Here is a 20,233-nt window from a genome sequence, read left to right on the forward strand (position 1 = left end):
TCCATCAGGGGCCTCCTTCGTCGTGAAACGCGAGCAACCCCAGCATCCGCCGGGAACCCACGAGGAGCGGAGGCCCCGCTCCTTCATCGCATCAGAGTGGCGCCGCCTGTCGGAATCGAACCGACGACCTTCTCATTACGAGTCCGGTCCGGTGAGCGTCCCCGCGCCGACGACTCCCGTCCTGATCCGCAATCAGGCCTTCGACTAGGCGCGCGAATCGTCGTACCGCGGGTTCAAGAACTCGGTATCGACGCGCGCGGCAAGTCTCGGCCAGCGCGGCGGATCGAGGTGGCGCTGTTGGTCGCGTCCGAGGACGCGCCCGGCGGCGGGCTCGCGCCCTGGAACCGGCCTAATCCAGCCAGACATCGAGGTAGTTCTCGGTCAGGTACCGCTGGGTGCGTGTGCGGAACGGCGACGACGTCCAGGACCGCCAGGTCCGCGGCACGATCTCGACCGCGATGTCGTCGATCGGTCCCCAGGCCTGGTTGATCCCGCCGAGCGCCTCCGGCCGGATGTACTTGGCGCGCAACCGCTCGTTGATCTCGTGCGCGCGTGGTCCAGTGATGACCGCGGCATCGCCTTCGGCCGCCACCATCAGGCTGGTACCGGTCGAGGCACGGCCTTGCACCAGCATCGACGCGTGACCCCGGCCGGCGGCGTTGCGGGCCTTACGGGTGACCGACGAGGTTTCGAAGTAGAGCCGGCCGGCCTCGTGTAGAAAGACCACGTACGCGAGGTGGATGGAACCGTCCTCGTTGAGCGTGCCGACCGTGGCCACCTCTCGCATCGCGAGTACCTCAGCGACCTCGGCATCGGTCGGATGGGCTCGGTAGACCTGCTTGGCATCGGTCAGTGCTGGCGAGTCCATGCTGGTTCTCCCTGCGATCTCACCGGGTGACTTCGTGTAGGAATGGGCGGATGCGGGTGGCGAGCTCGTGCGGGTGCCCGTGATAGGTCGCATGCGTTCCCGGGGTGGTGGCGACATCCAGGCCGAGCCGCTTGGCGAAGCGGCGGGTGATCTCGGCGAAGACGGGCGGGCCGTTCTCGCTGACCAGTAGGTGGAGCGGAGTGCCCACGTCGGCCAAGGTGTCATCGTCGGGCAGGTACAGCTCGTAGGTGCTGAGCTCCACGCCGAACAATGTGCCGGCGGTGGCGAGGAGGCGTTCCTGGAGGGAAGGAGCCAGTCGGTTCCAGCCGTCGTCCCCGGCCATGTAGCACCAGAAGCGCTCCACCGCGGCGGGCGGTCCGCCGGCTTGCATCGCGTCTGGGACTATGGCTCGTACCGGGGCTCGAACTGTGTCGAAGTCGTCGAGCAGGGCGTACAGCGCCGGCTCGTGGAGGATTGCGCCGCGCACGTGTTCGGGATGCCGAACCAGCAGGCACAGGGTGAAGTTGCCGCCGCTGCTCGTGCTGAACACTGCTGCGGGGCCGGTGCCGAGCGCGTTCAACAGCGCGGCGGCGTCGTCGGCCTGTTCCTCTGGTGAGGTCGTCTGCCAGTTGTCGGGCGCGGGACTGCGCCCGTTGCCACGCCGGTCATAGCTGATGACCATGAACTCGTCGGCCAGCTGCTCGGCGAACGCGTCGAAATGGCCGCCGTCTCCGGTTCCTCCCATGATCAGCAGGACGGGCGGGCCCGCACCGCGGATCTCGTAGTAGAGCTCGGCCCCGTTGACATTCACCGTCGGCATCGGCACTCCTCGGGTAGCCCCCGAAGCAAGCTCATCGCCAATGCTGCGACCGGGTCAAGCACCCGGCCCAGCCCATAACAGGACCGTAAGACGAACCACTCGGACACCCGTCACCACACTGCCCCGTCCAGCGACAGACGAAAGGGAGCTGCTTGAGCCCGCTGAGCGAGCACGGCGTGAGAGAGCCCGGGCGCGCCCTCCAGGATCGCGCCGAGGGTGCCACAGCTCAGATGCGGGTGGCGGACGATCAGCGGCGTCCACCCTCGGCAAGGATCTCCGCGCCCCGGGGCGATGGAGCAGTGCGGCCCGTAGGGCTTGGCCACTTCAGTGTCGCGATCCTCTCACCCGCAGGGAAGTCCGGAGTCCCTGCTTCGAGGTCCAGATCTTTGACTTCACGTCGGTGTCCACCGGTGCTGGGCTGAACTTGTCCAGCATCGAGGAGGAGCAATGAGAGCACCGACCAGCCGACACAGCGGTCGTCCGAGCGACCCGGACAACGTCTTCCTCGGCAACCCGAACATCGCTGCGGCGAACGGCAGCTGATGGTGATGGCCGGGATCACCGCGAGACAAGGAACACGCGACCTGCATTGGGAACCCGACTCCTCGCTGATCGCCGCGGCGCGACAGATCGCGCCGATCATCGACAAGCACAACCAGGAAGCAGAGCGGGAACGGCGCCTGTCCCAGCCCGTCTTGGATGCCTTGCGGGAGACGGGTCTGCTGCGAATGAGCACTCCCCGTTCGCTCGGGGGGCTGGAGACCGACCCCGTCACCCGCGCCCTTGTCGTGGAGGAGATCGGACGCCACGACTCAGCGGCCGCGTGGAGCCTGGAGAATCCCCTGGACTGGGCCTGGTTCTGCGCGCGTCTGCCCGACGAGGGGGCCGAGGCGATCTACAGCCGCGGAGCGGACATCCTCATCGCCGCACAGCTCGGCCGCCCCCTGCAGGCGACATCGACCAACGGCGGTTACCGGATCTCCGGTCGAGCCCCGTTCGTCAGCAACTGCTATGACGCCGACTGGATCTCGTCGACGGTGCTTGTTGACGAAGACGACTCCGCCGCTGGTGGCCCCGAGATACGCATGGTCTACTTCCCCAGCGAGCAGTGCGAAATCATCGACACGTGGGACGTCATGGGGATGCGGGGCACGGGCAGCAACGACATCTCGGTCAGCGACGTGTTCGTACCCAAGTCCAGGACCTTCCTGTGTTGGCTGCCGGACTTCGAGCCGGGATCGCACTATCGCGGTCCGCTGTATCGACTCCCGATCGCCGGCGCGGCGGCCGGCGGTATCCCAACCCCGATGCTGGGGGTGGCGCGACGAGCCCTCGACGAGGTGACCGAGCTCGCCCGGACCAAGACCCCAGTGGCATCGAGCGGCCCGCTGAAGGAACGCGCCTCGGCCCAAGCCCAGCTCGGCCGAGCCGAAGCGATCCTGCGCTCGGGGCGATTGCTGCTCCTTCACACCCTGAGCCAAGCATGGCAGCGATGCATCGACGGCGAGCCCCATTCGCTGGAGCAGAAGGCCGAGCTCCTGCTCGCGATGGCCCACGCGATGAGCAGCGCGGTCCAGGCGGTGGAGCTCGCATGCAGCATCGCCGGAACGACGGCATTTCGAGCCACCAGCCCGTTGGAACGCTGCTTCCGGGACGTCCAGACGATGCGACATCACGTCTTCGCCTCTGAGCAGCGCTATGGGACCTTCGGGCAAGTGTGTCTCGGGGTTCCACCGGACTTCCCCGTCGTTGCCTTCTAGCGGCGCCAGCCGCAGTACGCATCCACGGGACGGCCGCTAGTCGGTCTGGAGAGCGACTGCATCTTCCCGACCCTTCCGCGACGCCGACCCACGATCCAAGAGGTGGACACCATGCCCGCAGCAACCTGCGGCACCTCGGACAGGCCCGCGGTGGATCCCGACAGGTTCCGGACGTTGATGCGGCGGTTCGCTACCGGCGTCACTATCGTGACCTGTCCGGGACCCGACGGCCCGGAGGGCATCACTGTGAACGCGTTCACCTCGGTGTCGCTGCGCCCGCCGCAAGTGTTGGTGTGCCTCGACCGCAGGTCACGGACCCTGCCGACGATCCTCACCGCCGCCAGATTCGCCGTAAACGTGCTCGGCTGCGAGCAGCGCGAGCTGGCGACCCGTTTGGCGGACAAGACGCGAACGCCTGACCAGCGGCTCGCGGGGATCTGCGAATCCACCCTGGTGACCGGGTCACCTGTTGTCCCCGATTCGCTCGCCGTCATCGACTGCATACTTGCGCAGGCGTGGCCCTGCGGCGATCACATGCTGCTGGTAGGCACCGTCGTCGGCGGATCAGCCGAACGCGTCGATCAGCCGCTTCTGTTCTACGACGGCGGATTCTGTCTGTCCGCGACCTCGCTGACCGGCGCTCTGGAGACTGCATAGGAGCCTCGCCCAGCGGGGCTCTACCGCGTCTGCGGCCCACCGGCATGGGCGAATGCCGCGTCTCCCTTGGACACCGACGGCAACCAGCTCAGCCCAGCGATCAACCGGAGGCCGGAGCTGTCGAAGAACGTGTCAGCCGTACGCGTCGGCGGGCCGGATGCGCAGGCGAGTGCTGAGCGAGCTCGTGGGTGGTGTCGTCCACGACGCAGCTGACGAGGACGTCCAGGGGTACTACGGCTACCGGCCGTTCGCCGGCCCGTACGCACGATGATCGAGTTGCGCGCGGCGGCGCGCCAGTAGCCGCTTCCACCGCTACTGCCGATTCCGCCGCCAGCACGACGATCGCGGCGCCAACCGGGATCCAGACTCTTCGCTTGATGAACTGAGTTACCACCAGGTAAGACCTCCTGCCGTCTCTTGACGGTGGCTTCAAGCACCTCCCCGTGGTCGGCGAGAGGGGTCAAATGGTTGCCTGCGGCCCCGAGTGCACCACGCCCGGACTTCACCCACCGAGGCCCTCCATCACGGCCAGGAGCGGTTTCATGACCATGAGATGTCGGCCTGTGGCGTCCTGACAGCACGTGCGTTGTCCGGCGTCCCAGATGGCCGCCACACATCTTGCCTGTCGCAGATCGGTCAGCGCACACATGTCGCGCATCTGTTGGCGGCTCACCTCCCGGCGAACCGCTGCAGCAAGTCTGGCCGCGCACATCAGTGCACGTTCGAGTTCAGGCCGCCTTTGGCCACGGGCCGCCGAGATAGCCGTGCGTGTAGCAGGCTTGACAGTCAGCGAATGTCGCTTGGGTCACTAGAACAAAGTTCCCTCAAGCTCAGGTTTCGAGAGGGTGCTGTGACGTGGGTGTCTGCGTTGTGGAGGGCATCCGGCGCTCGATCTTCGTGAACGACGCCGGCCAGCTCGAGGTGAAGGACACCAAGACGCATCAACAGCGACGGATCGTCTTGGACCCTGAGCCCGACGCAGTCCTAGACGAACACGAAGCACGCTGCCGCCAGCGCGCCGCCGAGCTCGGCATCTCATTCGACCCCGAACGGGTACATCTTCTCTTCAGCGCCGGACGGAAGTCGGCCGCTGCATCCGGACTCCGCCAGCAAACGCTATGCGAGGCTCGCGAAGCGACTCGGGATCGATACCGAGCTCAAGAACCACCGCCACTACAACGCAACCGAGCTGATCATGGCGGGATACAACGTACGCTCCGCAGCTGGCCCCTTGGGTCACTCAGGCGGCGGCACCACGACGCTGCGGGTCTACACGGCCTGGTGGTCCGAAGCAGACCAGCGCGCAGCTGGAGTGACCCCCGTGCGCCTCCCTGCACCACCGGCGGCACATGAAGCTACTACCTCGAAGTCGGCCGTACCCGATGTCACGGACGAAGATCTGAAGCCATACGAGCGCATTGCGGCCGATCTTCGCGGCGCCATTGACGCCGGCATTCTGACTCACGGTGACCCGTCGCCACCTGAGAAGACTCTCGCCGCCCGGTACGGCGTCGCCGCCAGCACGGCCCACCGCGCGGTGGCACTGCTGGTGACGGCAGGTCTTGTAACCGCGTCCCGCGGGAAGCGTGCGAAGGTTGCTGCCGGCGACGGTCCGCCTTTGGCCTCCGTCACCGAACTCAAGCCGACAGCAACGTCATAGCGGCAGCCTGGGCGAGGCGGTCAACAGGTCGGGGATCGACGAACGGAGCACGAGTCGAACCGACGACCTTCTCATTACGAGGAGGAAGGTCGCCGCCACATCTGCGTCTTCAGGCCTGATTCGTTGCAAAGAACCTAACTCCGGTGCCCGTATCTCTCATCCGTATCGGGCAGTTCGCTCCACGAATGGCTCCACGCCGCCACCACAACTCCCCCGTCCGCTGGCCCACTCCGACCCATGATCAGGGGCGGTCTGCACCGCCGCCGGCCACCGCTGGCTCAACGGGTCGCGGCGACGAGCTGGGCGGTGTACCGGCTGCCACCCTGCACGCGGTTGTGGCGCTCTCGCCTGGATGAACGTAGATCGCTGAGCCTGAGCTCGGTCGGTGGCACCCCATGAGTGACCGGTCGAGCCCGCTGGCCTGCTCTCGTTAGGGCACGGGGCCGGTACGAGCCCGCCGGGATGAGTCAGCTCGGTCGGCGCTCACGCTTCGGACGTCGAAACCTCATCGTCGTGCCGTACACGCCAAGGACAAACGCCCCGGCGAATCCGGCGCGATCGTCAAGGCAGCTGCCTCCGGCACGCCGCATCTTTGGGTCGTGGCCACCTCAACAAGAATGGCGCGTCAGTTCGGCCGACGTCGCCGACCGGCTGAGGCGGTCTGAGGCGACGCGCCGCCGGCCTTCTACGTGAAGACCACCGGGTTGTATCCGCGTGTTCGGGTAGATGCTGCGGGATCCGGTGTGGTGTCGCAGGCCGGTGGCGTGCTGCTCACCGAAGCGGTCCGGGCCAGCGGCCTGGGCGTGGAGTTGTCGCGGGTGTTGGCGCCGTGGCGCAAACCGTTGGCCCGGCACGACCCGGCCAAGATGTCACCGATCTCGCGATCACCCTCGGGCTGGGCAGGGATTGCCTGGCCGACATCGCGGTACTGCGTGGCGAGGCGGGCCTGTTCGGTCCGGTCGCGTCGGATCCGACGGTTTTCCGCACGATCGACGCACTCGCAGGTGACGTCGGGCGAGTGCTGAAGGCGATCGATGTCGCCCGGGCGGCTGCTCGCGCACGGGTGTGGGCGCTGGCCGGCGATCACGCGCCGAACGCCGACCGCGATGGCGATGACCCACTGAACGTCGATACCGACGCCACGCTGGTGGGGTGCGCATTCGGACAAGCAGGGCGCGGCTCCAACCTTCAAGCGGGGCTATGGATTCCACCCGTTGTGCGCGTTCGTCGACCACGGACCCGACGGGTCGGGCGAGCCGCTGGCGGTGTTGCTGCGGCCCGGCAACGCCGGCTCGAACACCGCCGCCGACCACATCAGTGTGGTCCGCGACGCCCTCAAACAACTCCCCGGGCACCGGCCGGGAACCCGGCCTGGGTGCAAGGTGCTGATCCGCGCCGACGCGGCCGGCTGCACCCACGAGTTCCTCGACTGGGTCGTTGCGCAGCGGTTCTCGTACTCGGTCGGGTTCACCCTGCCCGACGACTTCGCCCAGACGCTGCCGCGAATCCCGAAGCAGGCCTGGACTGCGCACCTGGACGCAGGTCAGTTCTGCGGCCGCCCCCGGTGGTCAACGGCACGTCTAGGACGCTGCGCACACCCAACTCAGCGACGATGCCCTCCAGCAGCTGGTCGTGGTCAGAAACCCGGACCGTGATCAGCTCGGCAGGGTCTTCGAGACGGAACTCGGAACCGAGATGCCGATCCCTGGAGAACCGTTCGGCACTGGCTGGCGCCGAATGAACCGCACCCGGATCCCCCAACCGAGCCGCCATTGGATACGCCGTAGAGGCGCTCAGTCCCCGACACACGGGCACTGCATCTGCATCGCAACTTGCGGGCTTGCGCCGCTGAGTCAAGGAGGGCGGAAAGGCGGGATCTCTGCACGGGCGGGCCCAGCACGACGTACGCCGATGTGGCGCCGCGATGCATCGCGCGCGCTCCCGCCAACACGCGACGCGAACTGTCCGCACCAGAACCAGTGTTCGGACCAGGGTATCCCCAGGGGCCGATCAAGCGGGTTGTCGCCGATGATCGACAGCAGCCGCCATTCACGCGGTTTCAGACCCGGAGGTACCTGGTATGCGGACCAGAACTAGCACTTCACTGAAGAACAAACTGACGATCGCGACGATGGCAGGGCTCCTCCTCTGCGCTGCAGGCGCTGTGGCAGAGGTCCCAGCGAACGCCGCTACGCCCGAGTGCAGCCCGCACTGCATCCAGGTCTACAGCGCCAGGTACGGCTCCCCAACGAACCCTCGGTTCGTGGAGACCGTGTATGGCGGCACCGCCGCGGTGGGCACCCCGGCGATCCTGGCGCCTCCGAGCACCACCAACCCCGCCGGCGACATCATCGTGAGGGTCGCCGGGTCGGTGACGTCCTTCTACGAGATCGGCATGGTTTCCGCCGCTATCAACGCACAGTACGGCCCCCTGGATGCGGTGCAACTCGAATACGCGCCCAACGGCGTGCCCACCGGCCTCTGCTCGGGTCTCCCGGGGATGCCGTACCAGAACGCGGGCCTCACACTGCAGCCGTGCGACACCCCAGGGTCGACCGTGTTCATCCTCGACACCACCGACTCGCCATCCACCGGCCCCCTGTACTTCCCCATCATCATGGGGAACACGACCGACTTCGAAAACCCGTTCGCGATGACGCTGGTAGGTAACCCGGCCCACAAGAAGGTGCCCCAGATCAAAATCCAGCGCCTGCGGGGAAACCCGGACCACGTCGGCCAAAACCAGCTGTGGAGCGCGAACGTCTTGAACTGACATCCACGCCGGCAACACGACCAGTAGGGCCATCGATCTCGGACGGTGGTGCGGCAGTTACCCCCTGCCCTATCCTGCGCGGTCAGCACCCCCGAGACGTCAGCCTCGCGGTGCGGTGCGCGCCAGCCATCAGCATCACCAAAGCCCGATTACCACCCCAAAAGGAGCCAACATGACTGTGAACAGCATTCCGTCGCCGCCCGAAGGACAGGACCTGGCCCAAGTGCCCCTGAAGTTCGAGGTGACGCGCATCCCGGTCACCGACTTCGACCGCGCCAAGGACTTCTACCAGCGCCTCGGGTGGCAGCTGGACATCGACTTCCAGTTCACCGAACACGTACGCGGCGTGCAGTTCACCCCGCCGGGCTCCCCGGCGTCGGTCCAGTTCGGCCCGCTCGCCGGTCCACCGCTGCAGGGCCTGCTGCTGATCGTCGACGACATCGAGGCCGCCCACGCCGAGATCCGAAACCGCGGCATCGACATCGGCGACATCTTCCACGCCGCCCCGGGCGGGGAGCCCGAGCCCGGGCGCGACCCCCAGGGTCGCTCGTACGTCAGCCAGGCGGCGTTCTCCGACCCGGACGGCAACACATGGGTCCTCCAAGAGGTCACCGAGCGCATCCCCGGCAGGATCACCTACTAACCCGCCGTCACCACCGCGCCTTTGCAGTAAGCATTGTGAGTGTCAAAGGCGTCTTGCCCAAGGGTGACCTAGCCCCGACCTAGCCCGGCGCTTTCACGGCTCTTGATGCTGAGGCCGTGTTGATGAACTGAAAGGTGCTCCTGACCAGCGACGATCGAAGGCAACCGCTGGATCCTGCAGGAGATCACGCAGCGGCTTTCCGGCCGCGTCTGAGCACCAACGCGTGCGGCTCTCCGGCCTGCGGCTCAAGGTCTTGGCTCACAAGGCCAGGAACCGGGCCAGTCACGCCCGGGAATCCCCGGGCGCGACGACGGCGCGCGACGCCACACGCTGAACTTCTCGAACACCCACAGGCCCGGACCAGCCGGGCAGGGGAGCCCGTGCAAGCACCGTCTGACGGCCGCGAGTCTTCGAACCCGCGGGACCGGGCGTTGGCGCCGTGCGAGCTCCCGACAAAGAACCACATGGAGGACATGTCAACTGCCACTGCAAGCAGCGGTGAAACCGCAGTCGCGCTGAGCTTCTCGGAGGAAGCCAGACGCCGTAGGGAGGCTCCGACCGCCCCTGTGCCCGAGATCGCGAAAGGTCCGGAGGTGCCGGCGGCGGGGTACGTGATGGACGAGATCGCCGAGGGCATCTTCTGGTTGGGCGACGGCAGCTACCAGACCATGTTCGTCGTCACCACGAGAGCGTGATCGCCATCGACGCCCCACCGACGCTGGGGAACAACATCCTGCGCGCCATCGACCGCGTCACCAGGAAGCCGATCACGCACGTGGTCTACAGCCACCACCACTCCGACCACTCCGGTGCCATGTCGATCTGCCCGAAAGCGCACCCCGGTACGCGCAGCGGGCCACCGCCCAGCGCCTCGAGTGCGCTGGAGCTGGGTGGCGTACCCGACGGTGAAGCGCGGATGCTGCTGAGTTCAGCTGTGCGATTCGTCCTGGACGAGCGGGTCAGGGATCAGATCATCGCCGAGACCCGGGGAAATCCGCTCGCACTGCTCGAGCTGCCGCGCGGGCTGACAGCGACGCAACTGGCAGGCGGCTTCGGTCTGCTCGAAGCGCAGGCGCTGACCGGACGGATCGAGGAGAGCTTCGTACGACGACTCGCCCCGCTCGAGGACCCCACGCGTCGTCTATTGATGCTTGCAGCGGCCGAACCGGTCGGCGATCCGCGCCTGCTTTGGCGTGCGGCCGCCCGGTTAGGGATCGCGACGGCGGCCGCGGAAGGATCCGAGGCGCAGGGGACGGCCACGCCGCCGCGGCGCCGACGTTGCAACGAGCCACTCAGGTGCTCGGCAATATCTCGATCGAGGACCTGCTGCGGTGGGGGTGGATGACCGCGGCCGCCAGCGCCGTCGTATGGGATATCGAAGGACTTCTGACACTGTCCCGCCGCCAGGTCCAGCTCGTCCGGTACGCGGGCGCACTGGCGCAACTGCCACTCTTCCTCTCACAGGTAGGTCTAGCACTCCCCTGGACGTGTGACTTCGCGGGCACGGCCGCCCTGATCTCGGAGGTGGACAACGTCGCGGCCGCGATCGGAAGCCCGATCACGCCGTACACCCTGCTGAGGCTTCGCGCCTTGCAAGGACGGGAGGCCGAAGCCACCACCACGACGCCTCGGCTCCTTCCGCATTGCCCGAACTGGTCGAGGCGGCCTCACACAACGGCGACACCTCGCGGGCACGCAATGCGCTGGCGCAGCTCGCGGAGACGACACAGCCCTGCGGCACCGACATCGCGCTCGGGATCGAGGCACGCTGTCGTGCGTGGTGAGTGGAGGAGCGACCGCAGCCGACCTCTATCGCGAAGCGATCGAGCGGCTGAGCCGTACCGGTTTGCGTCCAGAGCTGGCCCGCCCATACCTGCTGTACGGCGAGTGGCTTCGCCGGGAGAACCAGCAGGTCGAGTCGCGGGCAGCACTGCGGACAGCCCACGAGATGCTCACCGGAATAGGGATGGAAGGTTTCGCCGAGCGCGCTCGGGACGAGCTCCGGGCCACCGGCGAGAAGGTGCGCAATGGACGCTGGAGACGCGCGACGACCTCACCGCGCAGGAGCGGCAGATCGCATTGCTGGCACGCGAGGGCCGGTCCAACCCGAAGATCGGTGCACGGCTCTTCGTCAGCCCGCGGACCGTTGAATGGCATCTGCGCAACGTGTTCGGCAAGCTCGGGATCCGTTCTCGCCGCGAGCTGGCCACCGCGCTCGACAACCCGGAAACGGCGATGGCCCAGGACTAGGCAGACGGCTACGCAACCAAGCTGGACTCTCCGTGCACAGCCGGCGCAATGCTCAGGGTGAGTGCGGTCGTGATCAGCGCTGCGTGGCTAAAGGCCTGGGGCGTATTGCCGAGGTGATCCCCCGTCGCTGAATCGTACTCCTCGCTCAGCAGGCCGACGTCGTTGCGAAGCGCGAGCAGACGCTCAAACAACTCGTCGGCCTCATCCGTGCGGCCGATGCCGTGCAGTGCGTCTGCAAGCCGGAAGGACGTGGCCAGGAAGGTCCCTTCACATCCGGGCACGCCGTCGATGTTGACCGCGTGATCGTCGACGAGATACCGCCGTACCAGCGCATGATGGGTGAGGTCGCGCTGAATCGCGTCGACGGTGGCAATGACGCGGGAGTCATGCCACGGAATGAAACCGTAGCGCGGCATCAGCAACACAGCCGCGTCGAGCCGGTCGGAGCCGTAGGACTGAGTGAAGGCGCCACGGCCAGGGCGGTAGCCGCGATCGAGGATCTCCCGTGCGACGGTACCGCGTAAGTCCCTGAGCCGCTGCGGCGCGCCGATTCCCTGCTGCTCAAGGCTTTCGACGGCCCGGTCGACTCCTACCCACGAGAGCAGCTTGGAGTGCAGGAAGTGCCGCCGTGGACCCCGCACCTCCCAAAGCCCGTGGTCGCGCTCCCGCCAGTGGACTTCGCTCTCGTCGAGCAGAGCCCGCTCCAGCTTCGCCTGATCCACGGCATCCGGTACACCGGCGTCGCGAGCCGCCGCGAGGATGTCGAGCACCTCCCCCCAGACATCGTTCTGCTGCTGGGTCGCTGCGGCGTTCCCTACCCTGACAGGTGCGGAGCCGGCATGCCCCGGGAGCCAGTCGAGAACCTGTTCAGATAGGCGGTCGGTGCGCATCGACGGCGTACATGATCTGCAAGTCCGAAGGCTTGTCGACGACGGTGCGGACCAGCCAGTCGCGCCAGGCTGCCACCTCTTCGAGATGACCGGTGGCAAGGAACGCTCGCAGTGTGAAGGTGGCATCGCGCAACCAGGAGTACCGGTAGTCCCAGTTGCGGGAACCACCGATCGTCTCGGGCAGGTGGTGGCAGCAGCCAGAATGCTGCCGGTCGGAGCGATCGCAAGCGTCGGTGGCGGACGGCACTCGTCGCACCCGTACCAAGTCCTGGCCCGGCTCCCCTGGCTCGACATGCAGGTACCTGCCCCGGGTCCTGTCCCGCCGCGCCCCCGCGGAACCGGTCAGTCCCTCCCGCCGTCGCCGCGTGGTGTGAGCCGAGCTCGAAGCTGCACCCTGGGACGAAACGAAGGATCACCCAGGGGGTGGCCCAGTGCCTGTACGGGTGCGAAGCAAAGCACCGCGACGCCAGGCTTCACAGCATCCGCAAAACCACTACCGCCCCCGAACCAAGGAGGACCACATGGCTCTCACGGTTGAAACCCCAGCCGGAGCCACAGAGCTCCGCCCGTTCCGGATCGACGTGCCCGAGACGGATCTGGAGGACCTGCGTGCCCGCATCCTGGCCACCCGCTGGCCGGAGAAGGAGACCGTCGACGATCTGACGCAGGGCACCCCACTGGCGACAATCCAGGCGCTTGCGCGCTACTGGGCAACGGAGTACGACTGGCGCAAGTGCGAGGCGCAGTTCAATGCCCAGCCCCAGTTCATCACCGAGATCGACGGACTGGACATCCACTTCCTCCACATCCGCTCGAAGCACGAGGACGCGCTGCCGCTGCTCGTCTGCCACGGCTGGCCGGGCTCCATCGTCGAGCAACTGAAGATCATCGAACCGCTGACAAACCCGACAGCACACGGTGGGGAGGCGTCAGACGCGTTCCACGTGGTGATCCCCTCTATGCCCGGCTACGGCTACTCCGGCAAGCCGACCACCACCGGATGGGGCCCGGTCCGCATCGCCCGGGCGTACGTCGACCTGATGCGGCGCCTCGGCTACACGAAGTTCGTCGCGCAAGGTGGCGACTGGGGTTCGGTCGTCGTCGACCTGATGGCCCTGGACACGCCACCGGAGCTGGTCGGCATCCACGCCAACATGCCCGGCACGGTCCCGCCCGAGCTCGACGCGGCACTCGCCGCCGGTGGTCAGCCGCCATCAGGCCTCCCCGATGACGAACAGGCTGCCTGCGACCAGCTGAGCTTCTTCTACAAGCACGCCCACTACGCCTACCTGATGGGGGATCGCCCGCAGTCGCTCACCGCGCTGGCCGATTCGCCCGTCGGACTGGCTGCCTTCATGCTCGACCACGACGCGGCGTCGCTGGCGGTGATCTCCCGAAGCTTCGACGGCGTGCCCGAGGGCCTGAGCCGAGATGACGTCCTCGACAACATCACCCACTTCTGGCTGACGAACACTGGCGTGTCCGCAGCGCGGCTCTACTGGGAGAGCAAGTTCTCGTTCTTCGCCGTCAAGGGCGTCACCATTCCAGTCGCCGTGAGCGCCTTCCCTGACGAGCTCTACCAGGCCCCGCGAAGCTGGGCCGAGCAGGCGTATCCCAACCTCGTCCACTACAACAAGCTCACCGTCGGCGGTCACTTCGCCGCTTGGGAGCAACCGCGCCTCTTTGTTGATGAGGTGCGCGCCGGCTTCCGATCGCTTCGCTAGACGACAACAGTCCGACTGTCGGTCGTCGCACTCGCTCGGCGGGACGACCTGGTGGCACGACCCGAGCCGGTCGGTCCGCCGAGTCGTGCGGCGACCTCGTACTCCAGCTAAGGAAGGTATGTCATGCCAGCACGATCGCCCGACCCTGCTGGGCTGCGCCCGGAGACGAGCCGGCTGCCGGTCCAGGGAGAGCTGCGTTCCTTCGGCGGCGCGACCGGATGGCTGAACTCACCGCCGCTGACGGCAACCGGGCTGCGCGGCAGGGTAGTCCTGGTCAACTTCTGGACCTACACCTGCATCAACTGGCTCCGTCAGCTTCCCTATCTGAGGGCATGGGTCGCGAAGTACTCCGGCCATGGGCTGATCGTGGTCGGAGTACACACCCCCGAGTTCGGGTTCGAGACCGACGTCGAAAATGTGCGCCGGGCGATGCGGAAGATGAAGATCGATTACCCGGTCGCGCTCGACAACGAGTACGCGGTCTGGAGCGACTTCGGCAATCACTACTGGCCGGCTCTGTACTTCGCAGACGCCGACGGACTACTGCGGCATCAGCACTTCGGCGAAGGTGAGTATCGCCAGTCCGAGAGGGTCATCCAGCAACTGCTGGCCGAGGCCGGATCCGCTGGAGACGGTCATGGATCGACGCCGGTGGATGCCGAAGGCATCGAGGCGGCCGCGGACTGGGCCAGCCTGCGATCGCCGGAGACCTACACCGGCTCCGAACGCACCCGGAACTTCGCATCTCCGGGCGGCCCCGTGCCGGGCACGCGCCACACCTATGCGGCCCCCGCTGCGCTGAGAACCAATCACTGGGCCTTGTCGGGTGCGTGGACGATGACGGAACAAGCCATCACATCGGCTGCGGCGGACGCGCGGATCACCTGCCGATTTCACGCCCGGGATCTTCATCTCGTCATGGGCCCCGCTGTTCCAGGAGCGTCGGTGCGGTTCCGCCTGCTCATCGACGGACAACCGCCCGGCGCGGCTCAAGGAGTCGATGTCGACCACCAAGGCAACGGGACAGTTGCCGAGCAGCGGCTGTACCAACTCGTTCGGCAGTCCGGTCCAATCAAGGACCGCACGTTCGAGATCACCTTCCTCGATCCCGGCGCCCAGGCCTATGCATTCACGTTCGGATAGACGAGGAGATCCGGCCATGTCAGATCGAGTTCCAGGCGGTGCAACCGCCGACACCCGGCGGCGAGTGCGGGTCTGGTTCGGCGTGCACGTGATCGCCGAGCTCATCGCCGCACCCGCGGCCGCGGACCGATACGCCGCGGCGATGGACCGGCGGTTCGCCGGGCTGCGGATCACCAATGACCCCATCCCCGGCCCGGCCGGCGCCGAACAGATCGAGTAGGTCCGATGTCTGCCCGACCAGAGGCAGTGCGGCCAGAAATCCACCAACCCGGTGGGCGGGCGTTCCGAGTTCACTCAGCGCCCGTCCGCCGTACCAGCTCCCGAGAGTCACAGCCATGGACGATCGCATCAGCAACGACCGAGCGTGCTGCACGGTTGCACCTCGGGGACCTTCGAGGGCTGGCTGTACCGCATCACCCGCAACCTGTTCCTCGACCAGGTACGACGACGCCACGGCATCCGGTTCGAACCACTCCCCGACGCGTTCCACATCACCACTAGCCCGGCTCCCGACCAGGACCTCGAGCACCGAATGTTCGACGCCGATGTGCGGTCCGCGCTCGACGAACTGAGCCCTGGCGCCCTGGCCGCCGTCGTCCTGCACGATGTCGACGGCCTGACGTACGACGAAGTCGCCTCAAGGCTCGGCATTCAGAGCGGCACGGTCGCCAGCCGGCTGCACCGCGCCCGCGCACAACTGCGCGACCATTTTACTTTGGCCAGGGGCCCCGGGGCCGCTGCCACGAACTCGAGAGGAGCGAGCACCGAATGTCTGACCAGACCTTCATCTCCGTCCCCCATCAGGTCGTCCGCTGGTCGATCGACACCGGAGCGTCCTTCGCGGACTTCCGTGCTCGATACGAGGCCGTCGTGCCCGTGCTGGACACGAAGCGAATGGAGCGGCTGCGCGCCGACCGGGCCGACTGGGACACTGTTCTCCGCGCGGCAGCGGAGAACGCCCCGCACGGCTTCATGCGGTTCTGGAGCACCGACGTCGGCGAGACCATGCAGCTCGCCGGGGACGCCGGTGACTGCTCCTCCTACCTGATGGGCAACCACACCATCGCCGAGCGGATATACCGGCACGATCCGGCAGTGATGCTCTACGCCCCGTTGCGGGCAGCGATCCATCGCGACGAGTTGGGCATCACTCGGTTCTCGATCGATCAGCCCAGCACTCGGTTCTCCAGCTTCGACACCCCGGAAATCACGGCTGTCGGGGAAGAACTGGACCGCAAAGTCATCCACTTGCTCCAGGTCCTCGATGTGCCCGTACCCGACACGCTCTTCGCTGGTCCAGTGAACCAGTGACCGCGACGAATCGGCCCCACAACGATCCAGAGGAAGAAATCATGCTCGCTAACACAGCACGAGCCGGCGACACCCAGCTCGTAGAGCTCGGCGTCGCGGCTGCCGCCACCGCGATCCGCCGCGGCGACACCACCGCCGAGTCCTACGCCGCCGCACTCCTTCGCCAAGCACGCAGGAACTCGGATATCCACTCGTTCATCACGATCGACGAATCGGCTGTGCTCGAGGCGGCCAACGTTGCTGACAAGGCACGCGCCGCGGGCTCCACGGCACCCCTGCTCGGTGTCCCGGTGGGAATCAAGGACAGCTACCAGACGCGGGATCTTCCCACCACGCTCGGCCTGAAGGCCCTCAAGGAGTTCGTTCCCGAGGCGGACGCCGAGGCCGTCACCGCCGTCAAAGCCGCCGGGGCGATCGTGTTCGGCAAGAACAACCTCGTCGAGATGTCGTACGGGGTCACCGGCCACAACGACGAGTACGGACAGGTGCTGAACCCGTACAAGCGGGACCACCTGTCAGGCGGATCCTCAAGCGGTTCGGCCGCCTCGGTCGCCGCTCGTATCGTGCCGGCGTCGTTCGGCGGGGACACTGTTGGCTCGATCAGGATCCCCGCGGCCTTGACCGGCATCGTCGGCTACAAGCCGACCACCGGGCGGTGGCCGCGCGGCGGAGTGGCCCCAGTCTCACATGTGCTCGATACCACAGGGCTCCTGGCTCGCAACGTCGAGGACTGCATCCTGGTTGACCAGATCGTCGGGCGCAGCGCGATCGTTTCCCCGTCTGAAGCTTCTGGCCTCACTGGTGCACGATTCGCCTACGCCCCCAAACACTATCTCAAGCTCGTCGATCCCGACGTCGAGCAGCAGTTCTGGGAGACCGTGCGCCGCCTGCGCGACGCCGGCGCCGAAGTGGTCGAGATCGACCTCGGAGAAGACTTCTCCGACATTGCGGACCGGACGGCGTGGAACCTGTTCCTCCGTGAGACGCAGCAGGCCGTGACCCAGTTCCTCCGCGAGAACGACTACCCGGTTTCGTTCGACGACGTCTACAACGGACTCAAGCCGCAACTCCACGCAGTGTGGAGCGCCACCGTCGTGCCGGGCGCCCCCGCTTACCTCTCGGATGAGGAGTACGCCGCCACTCTCGCCGTCGACCGTCCGAAGCTGCAGCAGCGGCTCGGTGATGTGTTCGCACGAGACGGCTTCGACGCCCTGATCTTCCCCACCACCCCTGCGCCCGCGCCGGCCATCGCTGACCAGTGGGAGTTCAGCGTCGCAGGTGAAGCCGTGACGCATCTCTTCCTGTCCAAGAACACGGTTCCTGCCAGCGGCGCCGGCATCCCGGGGATCAGTCTTCCGGCAGGGCTGACCAGCAGCGGACTGCCGATCGGGATCGAACTGAACGGCGCACACGGCCACGACCAAGAGCTTCTTGCCCTGGCACTCCACGTCGAAAGCGTTCTCGGCACGCTGCCCGCACCCGCCTGACCCTGACTGGTGCTGCTCGACACGAGGTGCACCGGCCTAACACCACAAATCGACTACCTGAAACGAAAGAGCTTCACGACATGCAACTCCAGGGAAGAACAACCATCGTCGCCGGCGCGAATGCCGGATTCGGCCGCTGCTCCCGCGTCAAACCCACACCAGTGCCAACCAGCATGAAGTAACACCAAACCATGTAAACGATCTCAATTACGAAACACTAGTCGAAACTCGGCAGGCCGCGAACCCACGTGGGTCATTCCCCAGCCCGGTTGTAACAGTCGTTATCACCGAGTAGTCCGAGCGATCGGGCATCGAAACGATGATCTTCTCATTACGAGAAGGACCGACATCGTGTGATTGGGCCTGTATCAGCGGATTTGTGTACTGCTCCTGCCGCGTGTCGGCCTGCTAGCCAGCTTCGGTAGAGTGCTAAGCCGAAGGCCAGGCTGATACACCAACGCTCGGTGGATCCCAGGCGTTCTGGAGTTCGCGGTCTGGGTTCAGCGAGGAGCTTGCAGTCGCAAGCCTGTTGCTCATGAGCAATCTAGAGAAGACCATCGACTCGCACCACAGCGACCTCGGCAAGCAATATCTCGTGCTAGCGCAGCCGGCCGCCATATCTGAACCCTGGTCGATCCGTCGGGCTATCGAACTGCTCGATGAGGCGATCGCTTCGCGCGCTGACGCTGGTGCCAACCCGCGAGCCGAAAGCCTCGTTTATGTGCAACGAGTGTCAGCGACGCTCAAGCCATCGATCGGAGATCACCGTTGATACGCTCTGGGGCATCGGCGGAATGGAGCGCCAATGACCCGCGACGGGTGACCAAGCGTTTCGCCTGGAAGGAGGTCGACCCGGGCCTGATCCGCGCTCTGCTGGTTGAGGCATACCAGCAACTCGGCAGAGGATCGACGCCTTGTAGGCACTCCCGTGGCTCGGCGGAGCCGGGTGCTGGGTGCGCAGCATCCGGTCGCCCGCCGAGCTTGGACAGGCGGTGCGGTTCTGCGTGGTTCTCGCAGGCGCCTGTTCGGCGTTACGAGCCTGCGCGGTAGGGCGCCAGGAAGGAATCCAGCGTCTTGAGCATCTGCTCAGGTGCTGTCTCGGAGACCCAGTGGCCGACCCCGGGGATGACGACGGTCTGCACGTCGTTCGCCGCGGCCCTGAGGCCGTCGCCTGCGTAGGGGCCCCAACTGTTCGCCCCGCCGATGCCAACGACCGGGATCGTCAGCGGCGTCTTCGCGCGCTCCCGGTTCTGGGCGACGGTGGCGCCCCAGGCACGGTAGAACCCGAAGGTGGCCCGCAGAACGTCCTTGTTGCGGGTGTAGAGCTTGATGTAGTAGTCGGTGGCGTAGCTCGGCAGCGTGGCCCCGCCGGCCTGGATGGCGAACTCGTAGCCGTAGAAGCCGTTGGCGTTGCTCTGCACCATGTCCACGATCAGGTCGTCGTTGACCCGGTTGAACGGGATGTGCCAGACCTTGTCGTTGATCGGCTCGTCGAGCCACAGGCTCGGGTCCTGGCCCACGCCCGGGGGGCCGGGGATCTCGGCGACGGCCAGGCGGTCGACCCGGTCGCGGTGATCGGCGGCCAGCGCGTAGCCGATGATGTAGCCGGTGTCGTGACCCACCACGGCGAACCGCTCGTGGCCGAGCTCGGTCATGAGCGCGGCCAGGTCGTCGGCGAGGGTGCCCGCGTCGTACCCGCCCTGGATCTTCTCCGAGAGTCCGATCCCTCGCTGGTCAGGCGCGATGACCGTGTAGTTGCGGGCCAGCGTTGGCATCAGGAAGCGCCAGGCGTACCAGTTCTCCGGCCAGCCGTGCACCAGCAGCAGCGGTGGTCCATCACCGCCGATGACCACGTGTTGGCGGATGCCGTTGGCCTCCACGAACCGGCTTTTGAAGGTCTTGCTGAAATCGGCCGAGAGCTGCGGAGACCCGGCGACCGAGCCGAACGAATCGCTCGCCGCGGCCGGTGCAGAAGAGGCGGTGCCGGCCGACAGCGATGCCAAGCACGCGACCAGTGTCGCCAGTGCTACCGAGGCACCGGTGACAATTCGGCGCGAGAACCTTCGACGGCGCGTGGTGGCTGGCGCCGGGGACGAGCCCGGCGGGGTGTCCAGGGGGGACATGTCCATGGGGTTTCTCCTTTCGTAGTACCGACCTTGAGGTCGGTGACGTCAGGAAGCCTCGTCCGATTGGCCCCCGGTGGCGCCCGTGGAATCCCTGGTCCCCTCCCTAGTCGCCAGAGGATCT

The 20,233-nt window shown here is 66.6% G+C and carries 19 protein-coding genes and 3 pseudogenes; 17 read left to right on the forward strand and 5 right to left on the reverse strand.

The window, feature by feature from the left end; all coding sequences use genetic code 11:
• Window positions 1-349: 349 nt before the first annotated feature.
• Together AB0H36_RS42350 and AB0H36_RS42355 are read right to left on the reverse strand one after the other, a co-directional pair.
• Complete coding sequence (locus AB0H36_RS42350; RefSeq protein WP_360536764.1) at window positions 350-868, reverse strand: pyridoxamine 5'-phosphate oxidase family protein; 519 nt, start codon at window positions 866-868, stop codon at window positions 350-352.
• A 19-nt stretch (window positions 869-887) separates the two neighbouring features.
• Window positions 888-1,688: an alpha/beta hydrolase gene (locus tag AB0H36_RS42355; protein WP_360536766.1), complete on the reverse strand. Its 801-nt coding sequence runs from the start codon at window positions 1,686-1,688 to the stop codon at window positions 888-890.
• A gap of 548 nt (window positions 1,689-2,236) precedes the next feature.
• Between AB0H36_RS42355 and AB0H36_RS42360 the strand changes: the two genes are divergently transcribed.
• The 10 genes and pseudogenes from AB0H36_RS42360 to AB0H36_RS42405 all read left to right on the forward strand — a co-directional run bounded on the left by AB0H36_RS42360 (window position 2,237) and on the right by AB0H36_RS42405 (window position 11,431).
• The gene (locus tag AB0H36_RS42360) at window positions 2,237-3,448 is read left to right on the forward strand and encodes an acyl-CoA dehydrogenase family protein (protein ID WP_360536768.1); all 1,212 of its coding nucleotides are present in this window, start codon (window positions 2,237-2,239) and stop codon (window positions 3,446-3,448) included.
• A 111-nt stretch (window positions 3,449-3,559) separates the two neighbouring features.
• On the forward strand, window positions 3,560-4,105 hold the full coding sequence (locus AB0H36_RS42365; RefSeq protein ID WP_360536817.1) for a flavin reductase family protein: 546 nt from the start codon (window positions 3,560-3,562) through the stop codon (window positions 4,103-4,105).
• Window positions 4,106-5,156: 1,051 nt separating this feature from the next.
• Window positions 5,157-5,372, forward strand: a pseudogene (locus tag AB0H36_RS42370) (site-specific integrase); the annotation flags it as partial.
• A gap of 54 nt (window positions 5,373-5,426) precedes the next feature.
• Complete coding sequence (locus AB0H36_RS42375) at window positions 5,427-5,765, forward strand: GntR family transcriptional regulator (RefSeq protein ID WP_360536770.1); 339 nt, start codon at window positions 5,427-5,429, stop codon at window positions 5,763-5,765.
• A 689-nt stretch (window positions 5,766-6,454) separates the two neighbouring features.
• Window positions 6,455-7,249 (forward strand): annotated as a pseudogene (locus tag AB0H36_RS42380) (transposase); the annotation flags it as partial.
• Window positions 7,250-8,028: 779 nt separating this feature from the next.
• Window positions 8,029-8,538, forward strand: a complete 510-nt coding sequence (locus AB0H36_RS42385; RefSeq protein WP_360536772.1) for a hypothetical protein — start codon at window positions 8,029-8,031, stop codon at window positions 8,536-8,538.
• 172 nt (window positions 8,539-8,710) lie between these two features.
• A complete protein-coding gene (locus AB0H36_RS42390) occupies window positions 8,711-9,181 on the forward strand; it encodes a VOC family protein (protein WP_360536774.1) in 471 nt (156 codons plus the stop codon).
• 566 nt (window positions 9,182-9,747) lie between these two features.
• Window positions 9,748-9,876 carry a hypothetical protein gene (locus AB0H36_RS42395; protein WP_360536776.1) on the forward strand — a complete coding sequence of 43 codons (129 nt, stop codon included), beginning with the start codon at window positions 9,748-9,750 and terminating at the stop codon, window positions 9,874-9,876.
• Window positions 9,873-10,526, forward strand: coding sequence for an MBL fold metallo-hydrolase (locus tag AB0H36_RS42400; RefSeq protein WP_360536778.1), 654 nt, complete (start codon window positions 9,873-9,875; stop codon window positions 10,524-10,526). Before AB0H36_RS42395 ends, AB0H36_RS42400 begins: the two co-directional genes overlap by 4 nt.
• A 353-nt stretch (window positions 10,527-10,879) precedes the next feature.
• On the forward strand, window positions 10,880-11,431 hold the full coding sequence (locus tag AB0H36_RS42405) for a helix-turn-helix transcriptional regulator (protein ID WP_360536819.1): 552 nt from the start codon (window positions 10,880-10,882) through the stop codon (window positions 11,429-11,431).
• Window positions 11,432-11,439: 8 nt separating this feature from the next.
• Here AB0H36_RS42405 and AB0H36_RS42410 read toward each other — a convergent pair whose 3' ends face one another.
• Entirely contained in the window at window positions 11,440-12,321 is an 882-nt protein-coding gene (locus AB0H36_RS42410; protein ID WP_360536780.1) for a glycoside hydrolase family 15 protein, read from the reverse strand.
• On the reverse strand, window positions 12,299-12,577 hold the full coding sequence (locus AB0H36_RS42415) for a glycoside hydrolase family 15 protein (RefSeq protein WP_360536782.1): 279 nt from the start codon (window positions 12,575-12,577) through the stop codon (window positions 12,299-12,301). Before AB0H36_RS42415 ends, AB0H36_RS42410 begins: the two co-directional genes overlap by 23 nt.
• Before the next feature lie 265 nt (window positions 12,578-12,842).
• Here AB0H36_RS42415 and AB0H36_RS42420 point away from each other — a divergent pair, with 265 nt between their 5' ends.
• The 7 genes and pseudogenes from AB0H36_RS42420 to AB0H36_RS42450 all read left to right on the forward strand — a co-directional run bounded on the left by AB0H36_RS42420 (window position 12,843) and on the right by AB0H36_RS42450 (window position 18,758).
• Window positions 12,843-14,045: an epoxide hydrolase family protein gene (locus AB0H36_RS42420; RefSeq protein ID WP_360536784.1), complete on the forward strand. Its 1,203-nt coding sequence runs from the start codon at window positions 12,843-12,845 to the stop codon at window positions 14,043-14,045.
• Between the two features lie 123 nt (window positions 14,046-14,168).
• Window positions 14,169-15,188 carry a redoxin domain-containing protein gene (locus tag AB0H36_RS42425; RefSeq protein WP_360536786.1) on the forward strand — a complete coding sequence of 340 codons (1,020 nt, stop codon included), beginning with the start codon at window positions 14,169-14,171 and terminating at the stop codon, window positions 15,186-15,188.
• Window positions 15,189-15,204: 16 nt separating this feature from the next.
• Window positions 15,205-15,408: a hypothetical protein gene (locus AB0H36_RS42430; RefSeq protein ID WP_360536788.1), complete on the forward strand. Its 204-nt coding sequence runs from the start codon at window positions 15,205-15,207 to the stop codon at window positions 15,406-15,408.
• Window positions 15,409-15,552: 144 nt separating this feature from the next.
• A pseudogene (locus AB0H36_RS42435) lies at window positions 15,553-15,885 on the forward strand (sigma-70 family RNA polymerase sigma factor); the annotation flags it as partial.
• Between the two features lie 71 nt (window positions 15,886-15,956).
• Complete coding sequence (locus AB0H36_RS42440) at window positions 15,957-16,499, forward strand: DUF302 domain-containing protein (protein ID WP_360536790.1); 543 nt, start codon at window positions 15,957-15,959, stop codon at window positions 16,497-16,499.
• Between the two features lie 41 nt (window positions 16,500-16,540).
• Window positions 16,541-17,986, forward strand: a complete 1,446-nt coding sequence (locus AB0H36_RS42445; RefSeq protein ID WP_360536792.1) for an amidase family protein — start codon at window positions 16,541-16,543, stop codon at window positions 17,984-17,986.
• A 535-nt stretch (window positions 17,987-18,521) separates the two neighbouring features.
• Window positions 18,522-18,758, forward strand: a complete 237-nt coding sequence (locus tag AB0H36_RS42450; RefSeq protein WP_360536794.1) for a hypothetical protein — start codon at window positions 18,522-18,524, stop codon at window positions 18,756-18,758.
• A 259-nt stretch (window positions 18,759-19,017) separates the two neighbouring features.
• Here the strand turns inward: AB0H36_RS42450 and AB0H36_RS42455 are convergent, their stop codons facing one another.
• Complete coding sequence (locus AB0H36_RS42455) at window positions 19,018-20,115, reverse strand: alpha/beta hydrolase (protein ID WP_360536796.1); 1,098 nt, start codon at window positions 20,113-20,115, stop codon at window positions 19,018-19,020.
• Window positions 20,116-20,233: the final 118 nt, after the last annotated feature.

It is taken from the genome of Kribbella sp. NPDC050820, assembly GCF_040653975.1.
Taxonomy (GTDB): domain Bacteria; phylum Actinomycetota; class Actinomycetes; order Propionibacteriales; family Kribbellaceae; genus Kribbella.